Here is a 23,112-nt window from a genome sequence, read left to right on the forward strand (position 1 = left end):
GCGGGGCGCTCCGAGCCTCCCCCCTCGTGGCTCGGAACGCCGCGCTCCACGCGCGGAGACCGCCTGTGCAAGGCTAGTTGACCGAGCGTCAGTGTCCAATCACGGTAGCGACAGAGACCTATCGACTTATTTATAGTTGGACGTTCCTGAGGTGCAGTCAGCCGACCGCCTGAGTCGAACGGCCGCCCGGCCGGGAGGGGACGGACATGGACCTGGCCCTGCTGCGCACGTTCGTCACGGTGCACCGGGCCGGCTCGTTCACCCGCGCGGCCGCGCTCCTCGGCCTCTCCCAGCCGGCCGTCACCAGCCAGATCCGCACCCTCGAACGACAACTCGGGCGCCCGCTCTTCCTCCGGCGGGCCCGCGGAGTCACCCCGACCACCATCGGCGACGAACTCGCGTACCGGGCCGCTCCGCATCTGGACGCCCTCGTCGAGATCGCCGGGACCGGCCTCGACGAGGAGAGCGGCGTCCGCACCCTCCATGTCGCAGGGCTCCCGGAGTTCACCGCGTTCCGTGTGCTGCCCGCCCTCACTCCCCTCGTCGGCCAGGGCCTCGCCGTACGGGCGTCGTTCCTCGCGAACACGGAGGAGATCCTGGACGGCCTCGCCGCGGGCCACCATGACCTGGCCGTCGCCACCGCCCGCCCCCGGGGTGGCCTGCTCGTCTCCACCCCCCTCTGCGACGAGGAGTACGTCCTGGTCGCGGCGCCCCGCTGGGCGGCCCGGCTGTCCCCCGACGCGCTCCTCCGCGAGGGCCCGACGGTCCTCGAACAGCTCCCCGTGGTCGAGGTGCACGAGTCACTGCCGTTCGTCTCCCGCTACTGGACCGGCGTCTTCGAGTCCGAGCCGACGGTCGCCGCCACCGTGATCGCCCCCGATCTGCGGGCGGTGCGGGACTCCGCCGCCTCGGGTGCCGGGCTCGCCGTCCTGCCTCGCTACCTCTGCGAGGAGGCGCTGGAGCAGGGCCTGCTCGTGGCACTGCTCGACCCACCGGTCCCTCCGCTGCGGACCTACTTCCTGGTCGTGCGTACGGGGACGCTCGCGCTGTCGCCGATCGCCCGGGCTCACGAGGAACTGCTGCGAGCCGCAGCGGGCTGGTGAGTTTCAGGACACCCGGGACGGGCCATTTTCTTCCCATGAACGAACGGCCCGTGACCAAGCGCACCGCACGCGCCATCCTGCTCGACGGGGACGACCTCATCCTCATCAAGCGCACCAAGCCGGGGATGGATCCCTACTGGCTCACGCCCGGTGGCGGCGTGGAACCCTCCGACACCACCGTCGTCGAAGCCCTGCACCGCGAGGTCCACGAGGAACTGGGCGCCAAGATCACCGACGTGGTGCCCTGCTTCGTCGACACCGTCGAGCACATCGTCGACGGCGGGGTCTCCGGGGTGAAGGTCCAGCACTTCTTCGTCTGCCGGCTCGACTCCATGGACCCCTCGCTGCGCCACGGCCCCGAGATGGAGGAACCGGTCGGCGAGTACGAGATCGTCCGGGTGCCCTTCAGCCGGGTCGGCATCGCCGCCGTGCACCTCGTGCCGCTCTCCCTGCGCCACTACCTCGACGGCAACATCGAGGGAGTCCGCGCGATGCACGCCCCCGACCTCGGCTGACCGGAACCCTCCGCCGGGGCGAGTTCCGCGAGGAAGTCATGCCGGATGCGCTCCACGGGAATCCCCGCTCCCCGGAGCGCGTCCACTCCGCGACGGACCATGCCGAGCGGACCCGAGAGATAGGCGTCGCGCCCGCTCCAGGGGCCGTAGCGGCAGACGGCCTCCGGAAGCCGCCCCTGCTCCTCCGTGACCGGGTGGACGGAGAGCCAGGGAAAAGCCTTCTGGAGCCGCATCATCGTGTCGATGTCGTACAGGTCGTGACCGCTGCGCGCCCCGTAGAAGACGTCGACCGGCCGCCGGTCCCCGTGCTCCGCCACGTCCTCCACCAGGGCCTTGATCGGCGCGATCCCGGTGCCCCCGCCCACACAGAGCAGGCCGGTGTCGGTGGCGTGGTCGACCGTCATGGAGCCGGCCGGCGGGCCCAGACGCAGCACGTCCCCGGGGCGTGCCCGGTGGACCAGGGCGTTGGACACCCAGCCGGCCGGGACCGCTTTGACATGGAGGGAGAGCAGTCCGTCGGGCCGGGGTGCCGACGCGAAGGAGTAGTGGCGCCAGATCCGGGGCCACCACGGGGTCTCCAGCGTCGTGTACTGCCCCGCGAGGAAGGGGTACGGCTGGTCGGGCCGGAGCGTGACGACAGCGACGTCCGGGGTCCGCAGCTCATGGGAGACCACCTCGGCATGCCACCAGGCGGGCGCCGCCACCTCGTCCTCCGCGGCCGCGTCGATCATGATCTGGGAGATCGTCGTATACGTACGGACCCAGGCCGCCTCGGTCTCCCCGTCCCAGCTCGTCGTCGCGTACCGGACGAGCGCCCCGATGAGCGCCTCGCCCACGGCCGGGTAGTGGATGGACCGGGTGCCGTACTTGCGGTGCCCTCGGCCGAGGTTCTCCAGGTATGCCGTGAGCGCGGGGACGTCGTCCATGTGCTCCGCCGCGGTGAGGAGAGCCTTCAGGAGCCGGTCCCGTTGGGTGTCCATGGCCACGGGGAACATCTCGCGCAGCTCGGGGTTCCTGGTGAAGAGCAGGGCGTAGAAGTACGAGGTCACCCGGTCGGCGACCGGGGCGATCTCCGCCAGGGTGCGCCGTACGAGTACCGCGTCAGCGGAGGGCTCGCCGGATATTCGGGGTTCGTCCGTCTCCTCCGTTGCCTTCGTGGTGGTCGGAGCATCCATCATGTGCCTCGCCTCGCGCTGGACGGCTTCCGTGATCGCAGCATGCCCGTTCCCTCCGGCCTGTCGGACGGAAAGCGGTGTTCTGGGTCCAAAGGGCCTGGTTTCTGGCTAGGCTGCGCTGTTCTGAACCAGAGCGTAGGCCTCGCGCAGATCGCCGCCGTCGTAGCTGTGGCGGGACAGTCCTGCGAGATGGTGATCCGCGTTCACGGCCACGGTCTCCGGCACGATCGCGAAGAGTTCCGCGTCGGACATCGAATCTCCATAAGCGACGCAGTCAAACGGGTCCACCCCGAACTCCTCACAGAGTCGGCCCGCGATCCGCACCTTGGCCCTCGCGTCGAGGATGCTCGGCCGGTGGATCGGCTCGGCGAAGGGGATGGTCGGCCAGCGCGAGCCGTGCGCCGCGTCGGCACCCCAGTCGAGGAGCCGCTCGACGAAGAAGTCGGGGGAGAGGGAGATGACCGCACAGCGGTCGCCCCGATCCCGGATGTCGGACCAGACGTCACGGATGCCCACCAGCCAGGGCGCCTCTTCGAACGCGGCCGCGACCTGGTCCTCGGTGAGTGCGGCCCACAGCTCACGGGCTCTGACGGCGAACTCGTCCGGTGTCAGGCCCCGCAGGAAGCCCTCTTCCAGCGCGGCGATCTCTTCGCCCACCCCCAGTTGCCGGGAGATCTCCACCGCTGCGGCCGACCCCCGGATCAGGGTGCCGTCGAGGTCGAAGAGGTGCAGTCGCTGTCTACGCGGTTTCACGTGAAACATCGTCCTCATGTCGCGGGGTGGAAATCAACGCCTTCTCGGGTATCGGCCAGATCCAGTAAAGAGGTGGACGGAAGATCACCGGGTCGGACAGCCTGACGACATGCCGATCTCCCCCTCCGCCCTCGCGCAGCTCCCCATCCGGCACCTCACCTCGGGCGACCTCTCCGCCTGCGCCGACCTCGCCGAGAACCGGGGTTGGCATCGTGAGGAACACAAATGGGGACTGTTGCTCACCGCCGGTACCGGTTACGGCATCGACGACCCCTCCGGAGCCGGGCTGATCGCCTGTTCGGTGGTCACGCCGTACGGCCCGGAGCTCGCCGCGATCGGCATGGTGCTCGTCGCCGAGCGGTACGCCCGCCGAGGGGTGGGACGCCGGCTCATGGAACACGTCGTCGCGGAAGCCGGGACAACGCCCCTCACCCTCCATGCCACCGCGAACGGCCAGCCCCTCTACGAACAGATGGGCTTCACCGAGACGAGCCGGGCGGAGATGGTGCTCGGACGGTTCACCTTCACCACGCCCGCCCCGGACGTCCCGGTGCGCCCGGCGACGGCGGAGGACCTCCGGGCGATCCTGCGTCTGGACCACGAGGTCTTCGGCCTCGACCGCACCCACATGATCACCAGGCTCCCCGCTTTCGCCGACCACCTCCGGGTCGCGGAGCAGGACGGCGAGATCACGGGCTTCGCCGCGGCCTGGCCCAATATGGACACCCATGTCGTCGGGCCACTCATCGCCCGGGACTCCGAGACGGCCAAGGCCCTGATCGCCTCACTGGCGGCCGCCACCGACCGGCCGCTGCGCACGGACATCGACGTCCGCCACACGGCCCTGCTGCGCTGGGTGAAAGAGAACGGCGTCGACTCGATCGCCTCGAACGCGGTGATGGTCCGTTCCCTTCCCGACCTTCCCGGTGACTGGCGCCGCCGCTTCGCTCCTCTGACCGTCGCCGCCGGGTAGCCCTCCCCGCGGCCTTTGCGGGGGCAGGTGACATTTACTTGCACACGCGCATTATTGCGTTCCGTCGTCTACCCTGGGTCAAGAGCCACTCCGGTGCCGAGGCGAGACCGAGGAGAGACCATGACCGCGACGGATCCCGCCCTCACCGCCCTCTCCCAGCGCTGGTGCGCGCTCTCCCTGCTGCACGGCAGGATCGAGTCCCACATCGAGCGCGCCCTGGAGACCCGGCACGGTCTGAGCGTGCGGGAGTACTCGCTGCTCGACGTGCTCAGCCGCCAGCACAGCGGCCCCGGTGGTCATCTCCAGATGAAGCAGGTCGCCGACGCGGTCGTGCTCAGCCAGAGCGCCACCACACGGCTCGTCACCCGGCTCGAAGACCGCGGACTGCTCACCCGGTACCTCTGTGCCACCGACCGGCGCGGCATCTACACCGATGTCACCGAAGCCGGTCTGAATCTCCTGGAAGAGGCCCGCCCCACCAACGCCAGCGCGCTCCGCGAGGCCTTGGACGAGGCGGCGAAGAACCCGGAACTGGCCCCACTGGTCCAGGTCGTGGAGGGCGTGGGCGTTCCTGCCTGAAACGAAGCCGGCAGGCAGGAACAAGGGCATGAGCGGCATCGACAACGGACCGACGTACGCTGCGGGCCATGAGCGATCTTGAGATACGCCCCGCTGTGGCGGCGGACGTCGAAGCCATCGTCGCGATGCTCGTGGACGACTCCCTGGGCGCCCAGCGCGAGTCGCCGGACGACCTCGGCCCGTACCTCGCCGCCTTCGAGCGTCTGGCGGACGACCCCCACCAGCACCTCGTCGTGGCGGTCCGCGCGGACAAGGTCGTCGGCACCCTCCAGTTGACGATCATCCCCGGGCTCTCCCGCCGGGGCGCCATGCGCTCCCTCATCGAAGCCGTCCGCGTCCACGCCGACGAGCGGGGCGGCGGCCTGGGAACCCAGCTCATGGAGTGGGCCGTCGAGGAGTCCCGACGCCAGGGCTGTCAGCTCGTCCAGCTGACCTCGGACGCCACGCGCACCGACGCCCACCGCTTCTACAAGCGTCTGGGCTTCAAAGCCTCGCACGTGGGCTTCAAGAAGAACCTCTGAGACGGAGCGCGCGAGCGGGCCGGGACGCAGGTCCCGGCCCGCCGTTTCACGTGAAACACCGCAGGACGCTCAGAGACCGCGCCACCCTGCCTCGTCCACCCCGCCCGGCACGGCGTCCGCTGGCGCGTACGGCTTCCGTGTGAAGACGAACGAGCCGAGGTCGAGGTGGCTGACGCTGCCGTCGGCTCGCCTGACCGCCCGGAGCCTCTCCCCCGCGTAGTAGCCGTTCAGCCCGATCCAGCCCCCCTCGGGCAGCGCCCGGAAGCGGGCACGCCGCCCGGCTCCTCGCAGGGGTTCGAGCACCACTCCCCGCTCGGGACCGAGCCGCAGGCCGTAGGCGTACGTGCCCCAGTACCAGGGCCCCGTGAGGGCGAGGAGCTCATCGTCGACCTCGGCCTCCGGAAGCGGGCGCCACGGCTCCGGGAACCTCGGCTCCGCCTCGGCCACGATCCGCACCAGATCGGCGGCCACAGCTGCCGTCAGCGGCCCTGAGGTGGCATTGGCGAGGGCGACCGCCGCAAGCCCGTCCTCCACGCTCACCCACAGGGCGGCGACGAAACCGGGGAGAGATCCGGTGTGACCGATCAGGGTCCGGCCGTCCTTGCGCAGCAGCTGGAGGCCGAGCCCATAGCCTCCCTCCCAGTCCCCCTCACCGGCCGGGGAGGCAGGCGCCCTCATCTCCTCCACGGAAGCTGCCGCGAGTACCCGCTCGTCACCCGCCGCGAGGAACGCGGCGAACCGGGCGAGGTCCGCCGCCGTCGACCAGAGCACCCCCGCCGGCGCCATCAACCCCAGGGATTCGGCCGGCTCCGGCAGCATCACATCGGCCCAGGGATGCACCGCCCAACCGCCCGCGTGCGGGGCGACGGGATCGACGGTCGTACGGCCCATCTCCAGCGGCTCCAGGATCTCGCGCCGCAGCGCCTCCTCCCAGGGCACCCCCCGCACCGCCTCGACCAGCGAACCGAGCAGCGTGTAGCCGGGGTTGGAGTAGTGGTGCCGCCGCCCCGGCGTCGAGAGGAACGGCTGCTCCCCCAGGACGTCCGAGAGCTCCGGCCGCAGCGCGGCGGACGAACGCTCCCACCACGGCCCGGGGGTCTCGGCCGCGAGTCCACCACTGTGGCCGAGGAGTTGAGCGATCGTCACCTCCCCCACGCCCGTGCCCTTGAGGTGCCGCTCCAGCGGGTCGTCAAGACCGAGGAGCCCTTCGTCCCGCAGCCGCATCACCAGCGCAGCGGTGAACACCTTGGTGAGGGAGCCGATCCTGAACTGCGTGTCACTGTCCGGCGCGTGCCCGTCCACACAGCTGCGCGCCCCGCTCCAGACCAGCGCCCCGTCCCGCACCACCGCCCCGACGAAGGACGGTGCCCGCCCCTCGGCCTGAGCGACGGCGACCCGCTGCAGCAGAGCCCGCTCGGTACCGGGCAACAAGGCTTCGAAAGATGTCGTCATGGGACCCATCCAACGCGACGCCCCTCCGTAAAGCCCCCCGGTTTGTCGGCGGACGCGGGAGGTCAGGTCTGGGCCATGTCCACGAAGCGGGAGTAGTGGCCCTGGAAGGCCACCGTGATCGTGGCCGTCGGGCCGTTACGGTGCTTGCCCACGATGATGTCCGCCTCGCCCGCGCGGGGGGACTCCTTCTCGTAGGCGTCCTCGCGGTGGAGCAGGATCACCATGTCGGCGTCCTGCTCGATGGAGCCGGACTCGCGGAGGTCGGAGACCATCGGCTTCTTGTCGGTGCGCTGCTCGGGGCCACGGTTCAGCTGCGAAAGCGCGATCACGGGCAGTTCCAGCTCCTTGGCGAGAAGCTTCAGGTTTCGCGACATGTCGGAGACCTCTTGCTGTCGGCTCTCCTGCCGCTTCGATCCGCCCGACTGCATGAGCTGCAGATAGTCGATGATGACGAGCTTGAGGCCGTTGCGCTGCTTGAGCCGGCGGCACTTCGCCCTGATCTCCATCATCGACAGGTTCGGGGAGTCGTCGATGTAGAGCGGCGCCTGCGAGACGTCCGGCATCCGACGGGCGAGGCGGGTCCAGTCCTCGTCGGTCATCGTGCCGGAGCGCATGTGGTGCAGCGCGACCCGGGCCTCGGCCGAGAGCAGACGCATCGCGATCTCGTTGCGGCCCATTTCGAGCGAGAAGATGACACTGGGCAGGTTGTGCTTGATGGACGCGGCCCGGGCGAAGTCCAGGGCGAGGGTCGACTTACCCATGGCGGGACGCGCGGCGATGATGATCATCTGACCGGGGTGCAGGCCGTTCGTGAGCGAGTCGAGGTCGCTGAAGCCGGTGGGCACACCGGTCATCTCGCCACTGCGGGAGCCGATCGCCTCGATCTCGTCGAGCGCCCCCTCCATGATGTCGCCGAGCGGCAGATAGTCCTCGGTGGTGCGCTGCTCGGTGACCGCGTAGATCTCGGCCTGGGCCGAGTTCACGATCTCGTCGACGTCCCCGTCGGCCGCGTATCCCATCTGCGTGATCTTGGTGCCCGCCTCCACGAGGCGGCGCAGGACGGCCCGCTCGTGGACGATCTCCGCGTAGTACGAGGCGTTGGCCGCGGTCGGTACGGACTGGACCAGGGTGTGGAGGTAGGAGGCGCCGCCGACACGGGTGATCTCGCCGCGCTTGGTGAGCTCGGCGCCTACGGTGATGGGGTCGGCCGGCTCACCCTTGGCGTAGAGGTCGAGAATCGCGACGTAGACGGTCTCGTGGGCGGGTTTGTAGAAGTCGTTGCCCTTGATGATCTCCACGACGTCCGCGATGGCGTCCTTGGAGAGCAGCATGCCGCCCAGGACGGACTGCTCGGCGTCGAGGTCCTGCGGGGGAACCCGCTCGAACCCGGACAGCCCGCCGTCCCACGGGCCGTCTCCGCCCCGCTCGTGCTGGTCGTCACGCCCTCTGCCGCGGCCACGCCCTTCGCCGCGGGAACGGGCGGGCAGCCGGTCGCCGGGTCCGCTGTCGGCCCAGGGGTCGTCCAAGGGCTCGGTAACGCTCACCAAGCCACCTCCTCCCGTCCGCTCCGCGGACCTCGCCATGCCACTCTTTCCTACGCCACGGCCTTGATCAAAGAGTGGCTTCGCGACCGCTTCTTGCGCGTCGGGCGCCGGTCCACGGTAGGCCCGCGAGGGGCGTCAGCCAATCTGGTTATCCACAGGCCCTGTGGGTGAAGGGCCAGATGCTGTGGAGAACTCGCCGGAACCTGTGCACGCAGCGGGGGACAGCCATGTGGACAAACTCATAGGACTCCCCGTTCCACGCGTCTGACCTGGCCCTTTTCGATCCACGGGCTGTGGGGGAGAAAAAGTTTTCCCACCGGACCAAGATCAGAACAAACGACCCACTTGCGAAGCCCCCCAGCCTCCGTACGTAAGGACTACATCCCCATTGCATCGCTTACCTGTGGAAGATTAGATTGACCTCATGACCCAGGCCCCCGCGACCTCCAAGGCCATCCGCCGCCAGCACGACCGCGAGATCGTCTCCCTCGCCCTGCCGGCCTTCGGTGCTCTGGTCGCCGAACCACTGTTCCTCATGGTCGACAGCGCCGTCGTCGGCCATCTCGGAACCCCGCAACTCGCGGGCCTCGCGATCGCCGCGGCACTGCTGTCCACCGCCGTCAGCGTCTTCGTCTTCCTCGCCTATGCCACCACAGCCGCCGTCGCCCGCCGGGTCGGGGCCGGAGACCTCCAAGCCGCCATCCGGCAGGGCATGGACGGCATCTGGCTCGCCCTGCTCCTCGGCGCCGCCGTCGTCGCCCTGACCCTGCCCGGCGCCCCTTGGCTCGTCGACGTCTTCGGCGCCTCCGAGACCGCGGGCCCCTACGCCGTCACCTACCTCCGGATCTCCAGCCTCGGGATCCCCGCGATGCTGGTGGTCCTGGCCGCCACCGGCGTCCTGCGCGGCCTCCAGGACACCCGTACACCGCTTTACGTGGCCATCGCCGGCTTCACGGCGAACGCCGCGCTCAACGTCGGCCTGGTCTACGGTGCCGACCTCGGCATCGCGGGCTCCGCCTGGGGCACGGTCATCGCCCAGTGCGGCATGGCCGCCGCCTACCTCGTCGTGGTCGTCTGCGGTGCCCGCCGCCACGGAGCCTCCCTCCGCCCCGATGCGGCCGGCATCCGAGCCTCCGCCCAGGCCGGCGCCCCGCTCCTCGTCCGTACGCTCTCGCTTCGCGCGGTCCTGCTGATCGCCACGGCCGTCGCCGCCCGCCTCGGTGACGCGGAGGTCGCCGCACATCAGATCATCCTGGCGCTGTGGAGCCTGACGGCCTTCGCCCTCGACGCGATCGCCATCGCGGGCCAGGCCATCATCGGTCGCTATCTCGGCGCGGACGATGCCGAGGGCGCCCGTCAGGTCTGCCGCCGCATGGTCCAGTGGGGCGTGATCTCCGGCGTGGTGCTGGGTGTTCTGATCATTGCATCCCGCCCTCTGTTCATCCCCCTCTTCACCGGCGACACCGCAGTCCAGGACACCTTGCTTCCGGCTTTGCTCGTGGTCGCGCTCTCCCAGCCGATCTCCGGTGTCGTCTTCGTTCTCGACGGAGTCCTGATGGGCGCGGGGGACGGACCTTATCTGGCCTGGGCCATGCTGCTGACCCTCGCCGTCTTCGCCCCGGTCGCCCTGGCGATCCCGACGCTCGGCGGCGGGCTGACAGCGCTCTGGGGGGCGATGACGCTGATGATGACGGTCCGGATGTCGACGCTCTGGCTGCGTTCACGCTCCGGGCGCTGGATCGTCACCGGCGCCACCCGGTGAGGCACGTTTCACGTGAAACACGGTGTTTCACGTGAAACGCCGTGCTTCCTCCGCTCGCCCCGCTCACCGAGAGGGCGAAAGGGCCGCACCCCGAGGGGTGCGGCCCTTCCTCACTGCTGAGCGCAGACTGCCAAGGGCAGCGTTACGCGGCGACGACCTCGACGCCGAGCTTCGCGGCAACCTCGGGGTGCAGACGCACGGACACCTGGTGCGAGCCCAGGGTCTTGATCGGCGAGCCGAGCTCGACGCGACGCTTGTCGACGTCGGGGCCACCCGCGGACTTGATCGCCGAGGCGATGTCGGCCGGGGTCACGGAGCCGAAGAGACGGCCGGCGTCGCCGGAGCGAACGGCCAGGCGCACCTTCGTACCCTCGAGCTTGGCCTTGATCTCGTTGGCCTGCTCGATGGTCGCGATCTCGTGGATCTTGCGGGCGCGGCGGATCTGCGCCACGTCCTTCTCGCCACCCTTGGTCCAGCGGATCGCGAAACCGCGCGGGACCAGGTAGTTGCGAGCGTAGCCGTCCTTGACGTCGACGACGTCGCCAGCGGCACCGAGGCCAGAGACCTCGTGGGTGAGGATGATCTTCATTTTCCGGTCACCCTTCCCTTATCGCGCGGTGGACGTGTAGGGCAGCAGCGCCATCTCACGGCTGTTCTTGACGGCCGTGGCGACGTCACGCTGGTGCTGCGTGCAGTTGCCGGTCACGCGGCGGGCACGGATCTTGCCACGGTCGGAAATGAACTTCCGCAGCATGTTCGTGTCCTTGTAGTCCACGTACGCGGTCTTGTCCTTGCAGAACGCGCAGACCTTCTTCTTAGGCTTGCGCACAGGCGGCTTCGCCATGGTGTTTCTCCTGTGTGATCAAGAAGTGGGGGTACGAGCTGCTTCCAGGGCGTGCCCTAGAAGGGAGGCTCGTCCGAGTAGCCGCCGCCGGAGTTTCCACCCCAGCTGCCTCCGCCGCCCTGCTGTCCGCCGGAAGAGCCGGAAGAGGAAGGACCGCCGGTCGCCCACGGGTCGTCGGCGGGAGCACCGCCACCGCCCTGCTGGCCACCGCCGGAGTTTCCACCCCAGCTGCCTCCGCCGCCCTGCGGGGCGCCACCGCCGCCGAACCCACCCTGGCCGCTACGACCGGCGGTCTTGGTGACCTTGGCCGTGGCGTTCTTGAGGCTGGGGCCGACTTCCTCGACATCCAGCTCGTAGACCGTGCGCTTGACGCCCTCACGGTCCTCATACGACCGCTGCTTCAGCCGGCCCTGCACGACGACGCGCATGCCTCGCTGAAGCGACTCGGCGACGTTCTCCGCCGCCTGACGCCAGACCGAGCAAGTGAGGAACAGGCTGTCGCCGTCCTTCCACTCGTTGGTCTGACGGTCGAAGGTGCGGGGGGTGGACGCGATACGGAACTTCGCGACCGCCGCACCGGACGGGGTGAAGCGCAGCTCGGGGTCGTCGACAAGATTGCCGACGACCGTGATGACGGTCTCGCCTGCCATGGGGGAACCTCTCGGCGGGATTGCTTCTGGCTGCTTTGCTGCTACTCGGACCCGATGACCACTGAGCTAGAAGCTCAGTGGGTCTCGGGACGGAGGACCTTGGTCCGGAGGACCGACTCGTTCAGGTTGAGCTGTCGGTCGAGCTCCTTGACGACCGCAGGCTCGGCCTGCAGGTCGATGACCGAGTAGATGCCCTCGGGCTTCTTCTTGATCTCGTAGGCCAGACGACGACGGCCCCAGGTGTCGACCTTCTCGACCTTTCCGTTGCCCTCACGGACGACAGAAAGGAAGTTCTCGATCAGCGGGGAGACAGCGCGCTCCTCGAGATCGGGGTCGAGGATGACCATCACTTCGTAGTGACGCATGTGGAACCCACCTCCTTTGGACTCAGCGGCCACGGTCGTTCCGTGGCAGGAGGGTCGTGATGCGTAGACAACGGTATCCGCCACCACTGACAGTCCCCTCGCGAGCGAGGGACACCGTCGGATCCATGACGGACCTGGGCAGACACCGGTGCAGACCGTACAGCGTACCCGGACAACCCCCTCCGGTTGAAATTCACTGGTGAGGGGACGCAATCTGGACACATCGGATGTCGGCGGCGCTACGATGCGCCGCCTTCCGGCAGACACGCCAGGAGGTGCTCCATGGCACAGACAATGCGACCCGACCCGGGCCACTCCCTCTTCGCGACCGACGGCAAACCCCATCCGCTCCAGGACACCCTGGTCGCGGTGACACTGGTGCTGGGCGTCCTCGCCTTCGTCACCGCACAGTTCCACAACCTGCACCTGCTGAGTTCCTGGTCGGGCCTGATCGGCATCCTCACCGGCGCCTACGGACAGTTCATCTCGGTGACGACGCGCGAGCGGTTCGCCCTGATCGTGGGACTCGGCGCGGCAGCGGTGGGCTTCTTTCTCGGCATGGCCCACGGCGGCCTCTTCGGAGGCATCGCCGGCTAGCCCGGCACGTCAGGGCACACGTGCCCATACGGGGCGCTCCCCGGTCACAGTAGGCTTCGGCGCGAGAGCCGGAGCCCCTGACCGATGGGGACACACCTGCGAGGAGCGCCCCGCATGAGCCTGACCCTGAGGACCATCAGCCGTGAGCAGCATCTGGCATTCATCCAGAGCCAGCCCTCGGCAAGCCACTGCCAGGTCCCCGCATGGGCTGATGTGAAGACCGAATGGCGCTCGGAGAACCTCGGTTGGTTCGACAAGGACGGCCAGCTCGTCGGCGCCGGCCTGGTGCTGTACCGCCAGCTGCCGAAGATCAAGCGCTACCTCGCCTATCTGCCCGAGGGCCCGGTCATCAACTGGTACGCGCCCAACCTGGACGACTGGCTGCAGCCGATGCTGGCGCATCTGAAGCAGCAGGGTGCCTTCTCGGTGAAGATGGGCCCGCCGGTCGTCATCCGCCGCTGGGACTCGGCCGCCATCAAGTCCGGCATCCAGGACCCGGACGTGAAGCGGCTCAAGGACGTCCAGGCCACGCATGTCGAGCCGCGTGCCTTCGAAGTCGCTGACCGGCTGCGGAAGATGGGCTGGCAGCAGGGTGAGGACGGCGGCGCCGGCTTCGGCGACGTGCAGCCCCGCTACGTCTTCCAGGTCCCGCTCGCGAACCGCTCGCTCGACGACGTCCTCAAGGGCTTCAACCAGCTGTGGCGCCGCAACATCAAGAAGGCCGAGAAGGCCGGCGTCGAGGTCGTCCAGGGCGGCTACGAGGACCTGGCCGAGTGGCAGCGGCTGTACGAGATCACGGCCGTCCGTGACCACTTCCGGCCGCGCCCGCTCTCGTACTTCCAGCGCATGTGGACCGTCCTCAACAACGAGGACCCCAACCGCATGCGGCTCTACTTCGCGCGCCATGACGGTGTGAACCTCTCCGCGGCCACGATGCTCGTCGTCGGGGGGCACGTCTGGTACTCCTACGGCGCCTCCGACAACATCGGCCGTGAGGTCCGGCCCTCGAACGCGATGCAGTGGCGGATGCTGCGCGACGCCTACGCGATGGGCGCGACCGTCTACGACCTGCGCGGCATCTCCGACTCGCTCGACGAGACCGACCACCTCTTCGGGCTCATCCAGTTCAAGGTGGGCACGGGCGGCGAGGCCGTCGAGTACGTCGGCGAGTGGGACTTCCCGCTGAACAAGCTGCTGCACAAGGCGCTCGACATCTACATGTCGCGCCGCTGACCCGTGTGGCGTCGCTGACCTTTCCGTAGTCTCGTACATACCTTTGATACACCGCTGCCATCAGAAAGGTTCCGGGCCGGCCATGGCGCTCTCCCTCTACGTCGACACCGCTCGCTGGCGCGCGCACCAGAAGAACGTCATCGACCAGTTCCCCGGTGTCATCCCGGTCTGCAAGGGCAACGGATACGGCTTCGGACACGAGCGCCTCGCCGACGAGGCGGCCCGGTTCGGGGCCGACATGCTCGCCGTGGGCACCACGTACGAGGCCGCGAGGATCAAGGACTGGTTCAGCGGCGACCTGCTGGTCCTCACCCCCTTCCGCCGGGGTGAGGAACCGGTTCCGCTGCCCGACCGGGTCGTCCGCTCCGTGTCCTCCGTGGACGGCGTCCACGCCCTGGTGGGGGCCCGGGTCGTCATCGAGTGCATGAGCTCGATGAAGCGGCACGGCGTCCGCGAGGAGGAGCTCCAGCAGCTCCACGCCGCCATCGAGGACGTACGCCTGGAAGGCTTCGCGCTGCACCTGCCCCTGGACCGCCCCGACGGCACCGACGCCGTGGAGGAGGTCATCGGCTGGATGGACCGGCTGCGGGCCGCCCGGCTGCCGCTGCACACCATGTTCGTCAGCCACCTGCGGGCCGAGGAGCAGGCCCGGCTCCAGCAGCAGTTCCCCCAGACCCGCTTCCGCGCCCGGATCGGCACCCGGCTGTGGCTGGGCGACCACGAGGCCACGGAGTACCGGGGCGCGGTCCTCGACGTGACCCGGGTCGCCAAGGGCGACCGCTTCGGCTACCGCCAGCAGAAAGCCGCGTCGGACGGCTGGCTCGTCGTCGTCGCCGGCGGCACCTCGCACGGCGTCGGTCTGGAGGCCCCCAAGGCGATGCACGGCGTCATGCCGCGCGCCAAGGGTGTCGCCCGCGCCGGCCTCGCCACCGTCAACCGCAACCTGTCGCCCTTCGTCTGGGCCGGGAAGCAGCGCTGGTTCGCCGAGCCGCCGCACATGCAGGTGTCGATCCTGTTCGTGCCCGCCGACGCGCAGGAGCCCCGGGTCGGCGACGAGCTCGTGGCGCATCTGCGCCACACCACGACCCAGTTCGACCGGATCGTGGAGCGCTGACCCGGCCGGTCCCGTTTCACCCCCGGGAGCCCTGCTCCCCGGGGGTTCCCCACTCCACCCGCGGCCCGACCTCCATGGTCTGGGCCGCGTGCCGGGCCGGATGCGCCGTCCTGCCCGCCACGACGACGTCCTCCGCGCCGTCCAGGACGCCGCCCGAGGGGTCGTCGGCGCCGTCCTGCCGGACGGGGTCCTTCTCGGGCCTCAGGATGTCGCGTACGACCATCACGCACAGGTAGAGCGTGCCGGCCAGGTGCAGGACGATCGCGAACTGGTAGCCGTCGACCGGCAGTCCCTGCTTGTTGCCGCTGGTCGTGAACGCCAGGTACATCCAGACGGCCGCGAAGTACATGACCTCGCACGCCTGCCAGATCAGGAAGTCGCGCCAGCGCGGGCGGGCGAGGGCCGCCAGCGGGACAAGCCACAGGACGTACTGCGGCGAGTAGACCTTGTTGGTCAGCACGAACGCGGCGACGATCAGGAAGGCCAGCTGGACGAAGCGGGGCCTGCGCGGGGCCGTGAACGCCAGGTAGGCGAGACCGGCCACCGCCGCCAGCATCAGCAGCAGCGCGTACAGGTTGGCCCGGTCGGGCGGGATCGAGACGCCCGTCCGCTGACCGACCAGCAGCCAGACGGAACCGAAGTCGACGTTCCGCTGGCGGCTGAAGACGTAGAACTGCTTCCAGCCCTCGGGCGCCAGCAGCATCACCGGCAGGTTCACCACCAGCCATGCGCCACCCGCGCCGAGCACCACTGCCCCGTACTCACGCCACTTCCCGGCCCGCCAGCAGAGCAGCAGCAGCGGGCAGAGCAGCAGGATCGGGTAGAGCTTGGACGCGGTGGCCAGGCCGAGCAGGATGCCGAAGGCAAGCGGCCGCCCGCGCGACCACATGAGGACCGCGGCGGCGGTCAGCGCGACGGCCAGTATGTCCCAGTTGATCGTGGCGGTGAGGGCGATCGAGGGCGCCAGGGCGACGAGGAGACCGTCCCAGGGGCGCAGGCGGTGCGTCCGTGCCACACAGACCGCGAGGACGGCCGCGCAGACCATCAGCAGACCGGCGTTGGCCAGCCAGTACGCCCGCTCCTGCTGCATCGTGTCGCCGCCGCCGGGCGTCAGCCAGGCCGCGACCTCCATGAAAAGACCCGTCAGGACCGGGTACTCAAGGAACGGTATGTCGCCGCCCAGCCGGTCGAAATATGGGACCAGACCGTCCGCGAAGCCGCGTCCCGAGAAGAGGTGCGGAATGTCCGAGTAGCAGGCGTGGGTGTACTGGGAGGTCGTGCCGCGGAACCAGGCCCAGTTGTAGCAGGGCAGTTTCTGCACCATGCCGAGCGCGAACATGCCGATGGCCACGAGGGCGATCACCCGCACCGGCGTCAGCTGTCCGGTGCCGGTCGCCGCCCGACGGCCGTAGGGGCCACCGATCAGCTCGCTGCCCGCGGCGGCCACCTTGTCCCGGTGGGTGGGGATGACCGTCGGCGAGCGGCCCTGCGACCGGTTCTTCGGCGCGCTCGTCTTCTGGAGGCTCGGCATGGGGGACATCCTGCCGTACGTCTCCGGGAAAACGGCGAGGGCCGCCGCGCCCGGCCCGTACGGGAAGGTACGGAGCGGTCGCGGCGGCCCTCGGGGAGTGCCCCGGCGGGAGGGATCAGGGGATCCAGGTCCCGTCCTCGGGTTTGCCGTTCCCGTTGCCGTTGCCGTCGTCGTCCGTCGGTGTGCCGGTCGGCGTCGGTGTGCCGGTGGTGGGCGGCGTGGTGGAGGGCTGCCCGGTGTTGCCGCCGGGGTCGCCCGGTTCCTGGGTGTTGTCGCAGTTCCAGCCCCAGACGTCACAGGTCGTCTTGCCCGGCTTCGGCGTCTTGGTGGTCGGCGGGGGAGTCGTCGACGGCGTGGTCGGGGGAGTCGTCGTCGGAGTCGGACTCGGCGTCGTCTCGGTCGGTGTCGGCGTGGGCGTCGGTGTCGGCGTCGGGCTGGCGGCGCCGCCGCCGAAGACGGGCTCGGCGTTCTCCAGCTTCTCCGGCTTGGGGAAGCTGACCTTCGGATCGTCGGCGACGGCCTCGGTCATGTAGTCGTTCCAGATCCGCGAGGGGAACGACGAGCCGTGGATCTGCGGCTGGTCACCCGTGCCGTACATCTCCTGGAACTCGCGCTTCTTCTGCGTCTCGTCGTCGCTGAAGCGGTACATGTCGATCGCGGTCGACAGCTGCGCGGTGTATCCCACGAACCAGGCCGACTTGTTGCCGTCGGTCGTACCCGTCTTGCCCGCCACGTGACGGCCCGGGATCGCGGCCTTCCGGCCGGTGCCCTTCGGATCCTCCACGACGTCCCGGAGGACATCGGTGACGTTGCTCGCGATGGCCGGGCTGAAGGCCTGCTCGGCCTTCGCCTCGTGCTGCTTGATGACGAGGCCGTCCTTCTTCACGGTCTCCACCGAGTAGGGGTCGTTCTGCTGCCCCTTGTTGGCGAAGGTCGCGTAGGCACCGGCCATGCGGATGGCGCTCGGGCTGGAGATACCGAGCGAGAAGGAGGGCACCTCTCCCTGGACGAGCGACTCGGGGCGCAGGCCCGCCTTCACGGCGGCCTCGCGGACCTTGTCGATGCCGACGTCCATGCCGAGCTGCACGTACGGCGAGTTGGCCGAACGGATCATGGCCTCGCGCAGGGTCATGTTGCCGTAGCTGGCGTCGTCGTCATTGGTCTGGCGCCACTCCTCGCCGTTCTCGTCGTGCCAGACCTCGCCGTCGTACTTCCGGACCGTCAGGCCGTTCTTGCCGGAGTAGCGGCTCTTGTCCGGGTCCACGATGGTGCGGGTGGACGCGTCCTGTACCGGATCCAGGTCCCTGTCCCGGACACCGTCCTTCATCGCGGCGGCGAGCACGAAGGGCTTGAACGTCGATCCGACCTGGGCGCCGGTGTTGTCGGCGTTGCTGTTGAAGTGCTTGGTCGCGTCGACGCCACCGTAGATCGCGACGATCTTCCCGGTCGCCGTGTCGACGGACGCGCCGCCGAACTGGACGTTCGTGTCCGTCTTGGGGCGCTTCTCCGGGTCGATGTACTCCTTCAGGATCTTCGAGACCGAGGCCTCGAGCGCATCCACCTTCTTCTTCTCGAAGGTGGTGTAGATCTCGTAGCCGCCGCGCTCCAGGTCCTGCTCGGTGATGCCGAACTGGGCCTTGATGTTCGCCTTGGCGGTGCTGACCAGGTAACCGATCTGCCCGCTCAGGTTGGCGCTCTTCTTCGGCTTCTCCACCTTGGGGAAGGTCTGGTACTTCGCGCGCTCCGCGGCCGGGAGGTGCCCGTCCTTCTCCATCTCGTCGAGAATCCACTTCCACCGCTTGGTGGCCCGCTCGGTGTTCTTCTCGCGAGTGGCCTCGGTGTCGATCTCGGGGTAGCCGGCGGGGTCGTAGTACGTCGCGCCCTTCAGCACCGCGGCGAGGAGCGCCGACTGGCTGGGGTCGAGGTCCGCCGCGTCCTTGTTGAAGTAGGCACGGGCCGCCGCCTGCACGCCGTACGCGCCGCGTCCGTAGTACGCGGTGTTCAGGTAACCGGCCATGATCTTTTCTTTGGTGACCGTGTCGCCGACCTTCATGGAGATGAAGAGTTCCTTCACCTTCCGGCTGAGGGTCTGGGACTGGTCGTCGAGCCGGTTGTTCTTCACGTACTGCTGGGTGATGGTCGAACCACCCTGGGTCTCGCCGCCCTTGGCCATGTTCCACACGGCGCGACCGATGCCCATGGGGTCGACACCGGAGTCGGTCCAGAAGGTCTTGTTCTCCGCCGAGATCACCGCGTTCTGCATGGACTTCGGGATCTTCTCGAACGGGACCATCTGGCGGTTCGTGCCGCTGCCCGTCGCGACCATGCGGCTCTTGTCGGCCCAGTAGTAGATGTTGTTCTGCGAGGTCGCGGTCAGGGCCTCGTCGGGCACCTCCACCCGCGAGTACGCGAGGGCGGCCGCGCCCATCAGACTCGCCATGAAGAACAGGAACGTACCCGTCACGAGCTTCCAGGACGGCATCCAGCGACGCCACCCGTACTTTCCGTGACGGGGGTAGTCGATGATCCGCTTCTTGCCCGGCGGAGTGCCGCCGGGGCCACGCCCCGGGCCACTGCCACGGCCGCCACCGCCGCCACGCCGTCCGCCACCGGAGCCACCCGGGCCTCCGGGGCCGGTGTCGGCCCCCTTCCGACGGCTGCCGCGCTGCGCGGCCCTACGGGCCTCCGCGCGGCCCCCGTAGGGACGCTGCTCCTCTCCATGGGAGGAAGCAGGCCCGTACGAGGCCGAAGGGGCCCCCGTACCGAACTCCTGGACCGGGGCCGGCCTGCGGCCCACCGGCTGCTGGGCAGCGCGCCGTGCCGCCGCGCGACCGCCCGTCGGCGGCTGCTGCGGCATTTTGCGACGATGCTCGCTCATCGAACGACTACTCCTCGGGCAGGCACATACGCCTGGAAGCGGCAGTTGAGTTCCGGTCCCCCCGAAATGCGCACGGCCGGAACCCCATCGGAGGTCCCCCCGTACCGCAGCCGGTCACCCGGAGCACTGACGCCCCACGGCGATGCTCGGTTCCCGGTGTTCTGCATGCCGCACAGACTACGCACGGCCAAAACCCACCTGGCACCGGACTTCACCCCAAATCAGGCAAGTCGAACGCTGTGAATCGAGGATGTGACGCCGGTCACGGCGGTCCCGCTTGTCGTGACACGGAGGCCGTTCTATCGTGCTGATGTATCGAGCCGATACATCAGCACGGCATAAGGGCCCCGAAGGCGGAAGAGGAGGCGACGAATGAGCAGACGCTCCGGCATCCTCGAGTTCGCCGTCCTCGGCCTGCTCCGCGAGGCCCCGATGCACGGGTACGAGCTGCGGAAGCGCCTCAACACCTCGCTGGGCGTCTTCCGGGCCTTCAGCTACGGAACGCTGTACCCCTGCCTCAAGACGCTGGTCACCAACGGCTGGTTGATCGAGGAGCCGGGCAGCGCTCCCGAAGAGGCCCTCGCCGCTTCACTCGCGGGACGCCGAGCCAAGATCGTCTACCGGTTGACCCCCGAGGGCAAGGAACACTTCGAGGAGCTCCTTTCCCACACCGGCCCGGACGCCTGGGAGGACGAGCACTTCGCCGCACGCTTCGCCTTCTTCGGGCAGACCGAGCGCGAGGTGCGGATGCGCGTCCTCGAAGGGCGCCGCAGCCGGCTGGAGGAGCGCCTGGAGAAGATGCGCGCCTCCCTGGCCCGGACCCGCGAGCGCCTCGACGACTACACACTTGAGCTGCAGCGCCACGGTATGGAGTCCGTGGAGCGCGAAGTGCGCTGGCTGAACGAGCTCATCGAGAGCGAGCGGGCAGGACGGGATCAGCGATCCGGTTCCGACGCCCCCGCTCTGCACGACAACGATTCTGGAGAAACGGGCGGCCTGCCCCGGCACGGGGGCAGTACCCGGCCGGATCCGTCCGACGACACCGCCAAGTGAATCCCTGCGCACAGCAGGGATTCCACGATCACAACAGGGAGCAATCGGAATGGGTTCGGTTCGCGTAGCCATCGTCGGCGTGGGCAACTGCGCCGCCTCGCTGGTTCAGGGCGTCGAGTACTACAAGGACGCCGACCCGGCGGCCAAGGTGCCCGGCCTGATGCACGTCCAGTTCGGCGACTACCACGTCGGTGACGTCGAGTTCGTCGCCGCCTTCGACGTCGACGCGAAGAAGGTCGGCCTCGACCTCTCGGACGCCATCGGCGCCAGCGAGAACAACACCATCAAGATCTGCGACGTCCCGAACAGGGGCGTCACGGTCCAGCGCGGTCACACGCTCGACGGTCTCGGCAAGTACTACCGCCTGACCATCGAGGAGTCCGCCGAGGAGCCGGTCGACATCGTCCAGATCCTCAAGGACCGCGAGGTCGACGTTCTCATCTGCTACCTGCCGGTGGGTTCCGAGGAAGCCGCGAAGTTCTACGCCCAGTGCGCCATCGACGCCAAGGTCGCCTTCGTCAACGCCCTTCCGGTCTTCATCGCCGGCACCAAGGAGTGGGCGGACAAGTTCACCGAGGCGGGCGTCCCGATCGTCGGCGACGACATCAAGTCGCAGGTCGGCGCGACCATCACGCACCGCGTGATGGCGAAGCTGTTCGAGGACCGTGGTGTCCGTCTTGAGCGCACGATGCAGCTCAACGTCGGCGGCAACATGGACTTCAAGAACATGCTGGAGCGGGACCGTCTGGAGTCGAAGAAGATCTCCAAGACCCAGGCCGTCACCTCGCAGATCCCCGACCGCGAGATGGGCGAGAAGAACGTCCACATCGGTCCGTCGGACTACGTGGCGTGGCTGGACGACCGCAAGTGGGCGTACGTGCGTCTTGAGGGCCGCGCCTTCGGTGACGTCCCGCTCAACCTGGAGTACAAGCTCGAGGTGTGGGACTCCCCGAACTCGGCGGGTGTCATCATCGACGCCCTGCGCGCTGCGAAGATCGCCAAGGACCGCGGCATCGGCGGCCCGATCCTCTCCGCGTCGTCGTACTTCATGAAGTCCCCGCCGGTGCAGTACTTCGACGACGAGGCCTTCGCCAACGTCGAGAAGTTCATCAAGGGCGAGGTCGAGCGCTAAGCTCCGCCCCGCTGGTCGACAGAGGGTCCCCGAGGCACCTGCCCGGGGGCCCTCTTCGTATGTGAGTCTTGCTGCCATGTCCGTCGTACGTGATCTGCGCGTACTCCTGCGCCTGACGAACTTCCGCCGCCTGCTCACCGTCCGGCTGCTCTCCCAGTGCGCCGACGGTGTCTACCAGGTGGCCCTGGCCACGTACGTCGTCTTCTCCCCCGAGAAACAGACCTCCCCCACGGCGATCGCCTCCGCGATGGCGATCCTGCTGCTCCCGTACTCGCTCGTCGGCCCCTTCGCCGGCGTGCTCCTGGACCGCTGGCAGCGGCGCCAGGTGTTCCTGTACGGCAACCTGCTGCGCGCCCTGCTCGCCGGCGGCACCGCCCTGCTCGTCCTCGCCTCCGTTCCCGACTGGCTCTTCTACGTCTCCGCACTCTCCGTCACAGCCGTCAACCGCTTCGTCCTCGCCGGTCTCTCTGCCTCGCTCCCGCGTGTCGTCGACGCCGAGCGGCTGGTCGTGGCGAACTCGCTCTCCCCCACCGCCGGCACCCTCGCCGCGACCGTGGGCGGCGGACTCGCGTTCGGCATCCAGCTGATCGCCTCCCGGTCCGACGCGGTCGTGGTGGGCTTCGGTGCGGCCCTCTACCTCTGCGCCGCCCTCGCCTCCCTGCGGATGTCCCGAGAGCTTCTCGGCCCCGATCCGGACCTCGTACCGCAGCGCCTCAGCTCGGCACTGACCTCGACGGCCCGAGGCCTGGCCGCGGGGCTGCGTCACCTCGCCGAGCGACGGCCGGCTGCCCGCGCTCTCACCGCGGTGGGCCTCATGCGCTTCTGTTACGGCGCCCTGCTGGTCACCGTGCTCATGCTCTGCCGCTACGCATGGGGTGCCACGGAGTCCGAAGGGCTCGCGCTGCTCGGACTCGCCGTCGGTGTCTCGGGAGCGGGATTCTTCGTGGCCGCCGTCGTCTCCCCCTGGGCGGTGGGGCGGCTGGGCCCGTTCGGCTGGATGACGGTGTGCGCGGCGGCAGCCGCCGTGCTCGAACCGGCGCTTGCCCTGACCTTCGCCCCGGTCCCCTTCCTCGCCGCCGCCTTCCTCCTGGGGCTCATCACCCAGGGGTCCAAGATCGCGACGGACACGGTTGTGCAGACCGCCGTGGACGACTCCTACCGCGGCCGGGTCTTCGCGCTGTACGACGTGCTGTTCAACGTCGCCTTCGTGGCTGCGGCGGGGGTCGCGGCGCTGATGCTGCCGCCCGACGGCCGTTCCACTCTGCTGGTCGTGCTCGTGGCCGTGATCTACGCGGCGATCGCTCTGGCCTTGTGGCGGGAACGCACGGAGAGGTGATG

Annotated in this window: 22 protein-coding genes; 12 read left to right on the forward strand and 10 right to left on the reverse strand. The window is 69.0% G+C overall.

Features of this window, described 5'->3' with window-relative positions:
- The first annotated feature begins 206 nt into the window (after positions 1-206).
- Together ABZ567_RS13395 and ABZ567_RS13400 are read left to right on the forward strand one after the other, a co-directional pair.
- Positions 207-1,103 carry a LysR family transcriptional regulator gene (locus ABZ567_RS13395; protein WP_360788114.1) on the forward strand — a complete coding sequence of 299 codons (897 nt, stop codon included), beginning with the start codon at positions 207-209 and terminating at the stop codon, positions 1,101-1,103.
- 35 nt (positions 1,104-1,138) lie between these two features.
- On the forward strand, positions 1,139-1,618 hold the full coding sequence (locus ABZ567_RS13400; RefSeq protein WP_360788116.1) for an NUDIX hydrolase: 480 nt from the start codon (positions 1,139-1,141) through the stop codon (positions 1,616-1,618).
- Here the strand turns inward: ABZ567_RS13400 and ABZ567_RS13405 are convergent.
- Both ABZ567_RS13405 and ABZ567_RS13410 read right to left on the reverse strand, forming a co-directional pair.
- Positions 1,561-2,793: a globin domain-containing protein gene (locus tag ABZ567_RS13405; protein ID WP_360788814.1), complete on the reverse strand. Its 1,233-nt coding sequence runs from the start codon at positions 2,791-2,793 to the stop codon at positions 1,561-1,563. The two genes, ABZ567_RS13400 and ABZ567_RS13405, sit on opposite strands and share 58 nt — an antisense overlap.
- A gap of 108 nt (positions 2,794-2,901) precedes the next feature.
- The gene (locus ABZ567_RS13410; protein ID WP_360788817.1) at positions 2,902-3,555 is read right to left on the reverse strand and encodes an HAD-IB family phosphatase; all 654 of its coding nucleotides are present in this window, start codon (positions 3,553-3,555) and stop codon (positions 2,902-2,904) included.
- 100 nt (positions 3,556-3,655) lie between these two features.
- Here ABZ567_RS13410 and ABZ567_RS13415 point away from each other — a divergent pair, with 100 nt between their 5' ends.
- The 3 genes from ABZ567_RS13415 (at position 3,656) to ABZ567_RS13425 (ending at position 5,619) form a co-directional block, all read left to right on the forward strand.
- Positions 3,656-4,519 (forward strand): GNAT family N-acetyltransferase, encoded by an 864-nt coding sequence (locus tag ABZ567_RS13415; RefSeq protein WP_360788119.1) that lies wholly within the window; start codon positions 3,656-3,658, stop codon positions 4,517-4,519.
- A gap of 120 nt (positions 4,520-4,639) precedes the next feature.
- Complete coding sequence (locus ABZ567_RS13420; RefSeq protein ID WP_360788121.1) at positions 4,640-5,098, forward strand: MarR family transcriptional regulator; 459 nt, start codon at positions 4,640-4,642, stop codon at positions 5,096-5,098.
- 68 nt (positions 5,099-5,166) lie between these two features.
- Positions 5,167-5,619: a GNAT family N-acetyltransferase gene (locus ABZ567_RS13425; RefSeq protein WP_360788124.1), complete on the forward strand. Its 453-nt coding sequence runs from the start codon at positions 5,167-5,169 to the stop codon at positions 5,617-5,619.
- A 69-nt stretch (positions 5,620-5,688) separates the two neighbouring features.
- On the opposite strand, the gene ABZ567_RS13430 is transcribed toward ABZ567_RS13425, so the two are convergent.
- Complete coding sequence (locus ABZ567_RS13430; protein WP_360788127.1) at positions 5,689-7,071, reverse strand: serine hydrolase domain-containing protein; 1,383 nt, start codon at positions 7,069-7,071, stop codon at positions 5,689-5,691.
- Positions 7,072-7,133: 62 nt separating this feature from the next.
- A complete protein-coding gene (dnaB, locus tag ABZ567_RS13435; protein ID WP_360788129.1) occupies positions 7,134-8,615 on the reverse strand; it encodes a replicative DNA helicase in 1,482 nt (493 codons plus the stop codon).
- 424 nt (positions 8,616-9,039) lie between these two features.
- On the opposite strand from dnaB, the gene ABZ567_RS13440 reads away from it, so the two are divergent.
- A complete protein-coding gene (locus ABZ567_RS13440; protein WP_360788132.1) occupies positions 9,040-10,377 on the forward strand; it encodes an MATE family efflux transporter in 1,338 nt (445 codons plus the stop codon).
- A 142-nt stretch (positions 10,378-10,519) separates the two neighbouring features.
- On the opposite strand, the gene rplI is transcribed toward ABZ567_RS13440, so the two are convergent.
- The 4 genes from rplI to rpsF form a co-directional block, all read right to left on the reverse strand.
- On the reverse strand, positions 10,520-10,966 hold the full coding sequence (gene rplI / locus ABZ567_RS13445) for a 50S ribosomal protein L9 (protein WP_073811712.1): 447 nt from the start codon (positions 10,964-10,966) through the stop codon (positions 10,520-10,522).
- An 18-nt stretch (positions 10,967-10,984) separates the two neighbouring features.
- Positions 10,985-11,221: a 30S ribosomal protein S18 gene (gene rpsR / locus ABZ567_RS13450; protein WP_005315025.1), complete on the reverse strand. Its 237-nt coding sequence runs from the start codon at positions 11,219-11,221 to the stop codon at positions 10,985-10,987.
- 56 nt (positions 11,222-11,277) lie between these two features.
- Positions 11,278-11,871 carry a single-stranded DNA-binding protein gene (locus ABZ567_RS13455; RefSeq protein WP_360788135.1) on the reverse strand — a complete coding sequence of 198 codons (594 nt, stop codon included), beginning with the start codon at positions 11,869-11,871 and terminating at the stop codon, positions 11,278-11,280.
- Between the two features lie 74 nt (positions 11,872-11,945).
- Positions 11,946-12,236 carry a 30S ribosomal protein S6 gene (rpsF, locus tag ABZ567_RS13460; RefSeq protein WP_015034882.1) on the reverse strand — a complete coding sequence of 97 codons (291 nt, stop codon included), beginning with the start codon at positions 12,234-12,236 and terminating at the stop codon, positions 11,946-11,948.
- A 282-nt stretch (positions 12,237-12,518) separates the two neighbouring features.
- Between rpsF and ABZ567_RS13465 the strand changes: the two genes are divergently transcribed.
- From ABZ567_RS13465 to ABZ567_RS13475, 3 genes are all read left to right on the forward strand, one after another.
- A complete protein-coding gene (locus tag ABZ567_RS13465; RefSeq protein WP_360788138.1) occupies positions 12,519-12,833 on the forward strand; it encodes a hypothetical protein in 315 nt (104 codons plus the stop codon).
- Between the two features lie 114 nt (positions 12,834-12,947).
- Positions 12,948-14,066: a peptidoglycan bridge formation glycyltransferase FemA/FemB family protein gene (locus ABZ567_RS13470; RefSeq protein WP_360788140.1), complete on the forward strand. Its 1,119-nt coding sequence runs from the start codon at positions 12,948-12,950 to the stop codon at positions 14,064-14,066.
- Between the two features lie 82 nt (positions 14,067-14,148).
- Positions 14,149-15,180, forward strand: a complete 1,032-nt coding sequence (locus tag ABZ567_RS13475; RefSeq protein ID WP_360788143.1) for an alanine racemase — start codon at positions 14,149-14,151, stop codon at positions 15,178-15,180.
- Between the two features lie 16 nt (positions 15,181-15,196).
- Here the strand turns inward: ABZ567_RS13475 and ABZ567_RS13480 are convergent, their stop codons facing one another.
- A complete protein-coding gene (locus ABZ567_RS13480) occupies positions 15,197-16,711 on the reverse strand; it encodes a glycosyltransferase 87 family protein (RefSeq protein WP_360788146.1) in 1,515 nt (504 codons plus the stop codon).
- Between the two features lie 115 nt (positions 16,712-16,826).
- Positions 16,827-19,589: a transglycosylase domain-containing protein gene (locus ABZ567_RS13485; protein WP_360788149.1), complete on the reverse strand. Its 2,763-nt coding sequence runs from the start codon at positions 19,587-19,589 to the stop codon at positions 16,827-16,829.
- 372 nt (positions 19,590-19,961) lie between these two features.
- On the opposite strand from ABZ567_RS13485, the gene ABZ567_RS13490 reads away from it, so the two are divergent.
- The 3 genes from ABZ567_RS13490 to ABZ567_RS13500 all read left to right on the forward strand — a co-directional run bounded on the left by ABZ567_RS13490 (position 19,962) and on the right by ABZ567_RS13500 (position 23,110).
- A complete protein-coding gene (locus ABZ567_RS13490) occupies positions 19,962-20,642 on the forward strand; it encodes a helix-turn-helix transcriptional regulator (RefSeq protein WP_360788152.1) in 681 nt (226 codons plus the stop codon).
- A 49-nt stretch (positions 20,643-20,691) separates the two neighbouring features.
- Positions 20,692-21,774, forward strand: coding sequence for an inositol-3-phosphate synthase (locus ABZ567_RS13495; RefSeq protein WP_360788155.1), 1,083 nt, complete (start codon positions 20,692-20,694; stop codon positions 21,772-21,774).
- Between the two features lie 76 nt (positions 21,775-21,850).
- Positions 21,851-23,110 carry an MFS transporter gene (locus ABZ567_RS13500; protein WP_360788158.1) on the forward strand — a complete coding sequence of 420 codons (1,260 nt, stop codon included), beginning with the start codon at positions 21,851-21,853 and terminating at the stop codon, positions 23,108-23,110.
- Positions 23,111-23,112: the final 2 nt, after the last annotated feature.

The sequence above is a fragment of the Streptomyces sp. NPDC016459 genome (genome assembly GCF_040632845.1).
In the GTDB taxonomy this organism is placed as follows: Bacteria; Actinomycetota; Actinomycetes; order Streptomycetales; family Streptomycetaceae; genus Streptomyces.

What these genes read in the sequence shown, in the direction of transcription:
- ABZ567_RS13395 (WP_360788114.1), top strand. Translation starts at nt 207, where the DNA reads ATGGACCTGGCCCTGCTGCGCACGTTCGTCACGGTGCACCGGGCCGGC.
- ABZ567_RS13400 (WP_360788116.1), top strand. Translation starts at nt 1,139, where the DNA reads ATGAACGAACGGCCCGTGACCAAGCGCACCGCACGCGCCATCCTGCTC.
- ABZ567_RS13405 (WP_360788814.1), bottom strand. Translation starts at nt 2,793, where the DNA reads ATGGATGCTCCGACCACCACGAAGGCAACGGAGGAGACGGACGAACCC.
- ABZ567_RS13410 (WP_360788817.1), bottom strand. Translation starts at nt 3,555, where the DNA reads ATGTTTCACGTGAAACCGCGTAGACAGCGACTGCACCTCTTCGACCTC.
- ABZ567_RS13415 (WP_360788119.1), top strand. Translation starts at nt 3,656, where the DNA reads ATGCCGATCTCCCCCTCCGCCCTCGCGCAGCTCCCCATCCGGCACCTC.
- ABZ567_RS13420 (WP_360788121.1), top strand. Translation starts at nt 4,640, where the DNA reads ATGACCGCGACGGATCCCGCCCTCACCGCCCTCTCCCAGCGCTGGTGC.
- ABZ567_RS13425 (WP_360788124.1), top strand. Translation starts at nt 5,167, where the DNA reads ATGAGCGATCTTGAGATACGCCCCGCTGTGGCGGCGGACGTCGAAGCC.
- ABZ567_RS13430 (WP_360788127.1), bottom strand. Translation starts at nt 7,071, where the DNA reads ATGACGACATCTTTCGAAGCCTTGTTGCCCGGTACCGAGCGGGCTCTG.
- ABZ567_RS13440 (WP_360788132.1), top strand. Translation starts at nt 9,040, where the DNA reads ATGACCCAGGCCCCCGCGACCTCCAAGGCCATCCGCCGCCAGCACGAC.
- rplI (WP_073811712.1), bottom strand. Translation starts at nt 10,966, where the DNA reads ATGAAGATCATCCTCACCCACGAGGTCTCTGGCCTCGGTGCCGCTGGC.
- rpsR (WP_005315025.1), bottom strand. Translation starts at nt 11,221, where the DNA reads ATGGCGAAGCCGCCTGTGCGCAAGCCTAAGAAGAAGGTCTGCGCGTTC.
- ABZ567_RS13455 (WP_360788135.1), bottom strand. Translation starts at nt 11,871, where the DNA reads ATGGCAGGCGAGACCGTCATCACGGTCGTCGGCAATCTTGTCGACGAC.
- rpsF (WP_015034882.1), bottom strand. Translation starts at nt 12,236, where the DNA reads ATGCGTCACTACGAAGTGATGGTCATCCTCGACCCCGATCTCGAGGAG.
- ABZ567_RS13465 (WP_360788138.1), top strand. Translation starts at nt 12,519, where the DNA reads ATGGCACAGACAATGCGACCCGACCCGGGCCACTCCCTCTTCGCGACC.
- ABZ567_RS13470 (WP_360788140.1), top strand. Translation starts at nt 12,948, where the DNA reads ATGAGCCTGACCCTGAGGACCATCAGCCGTGAGCAGCATCTGGCATTC.
- ABZ567_RS13475 (WP_360788143.1), top strand. Translation starts at nt 14,149, where the DNA reads ATGGCGCTCTCCCTCTACGTCGACACCGCTCGCTGGCGCGCGCACCAG.
- ABZ567_RS13480 (WP_360788146.1), bottom strand. Translation starts at nt 16,711, where the DNA reads ATGCCGAGCCTCCAGAAGACGAGCGCGCCGAAGAACCGGTCGCAGGGC.
- ABZ567_RS13485 (WP_360788149.1), bottom strand. Translation starts at nt 19,589, where the DNA reads ATGAGCGAGCATCGTCGCAAAATGCCGCAGCAGCCGCCGACGGGCGGT.
- ABZ567_RS13490 (WP_360788152.1), top strand. Translation starts at nt 19,962, where the DNA reads ATGAGCAGACGCTCCGGCATCCTCGAGTTCGCCGTCCTCGGCCTGCTC.
- ABZ567_RS13495 (WP_360788155.1), top strand. Translation starts at nt 20,692, where the DNA reads ATGGGTTCGGTTCGCGTAGCCATCGTCGGCGTGGGCAACTGCGCCGCC.
- ABZ567_RS13500 (WP_360788158.1), top strand. Translation starts at nt 21,851, where the DNA reads ATGTCCGTCGTACGTGATCTGCGCGTACTCCTGCGCCTGACGAACTTC.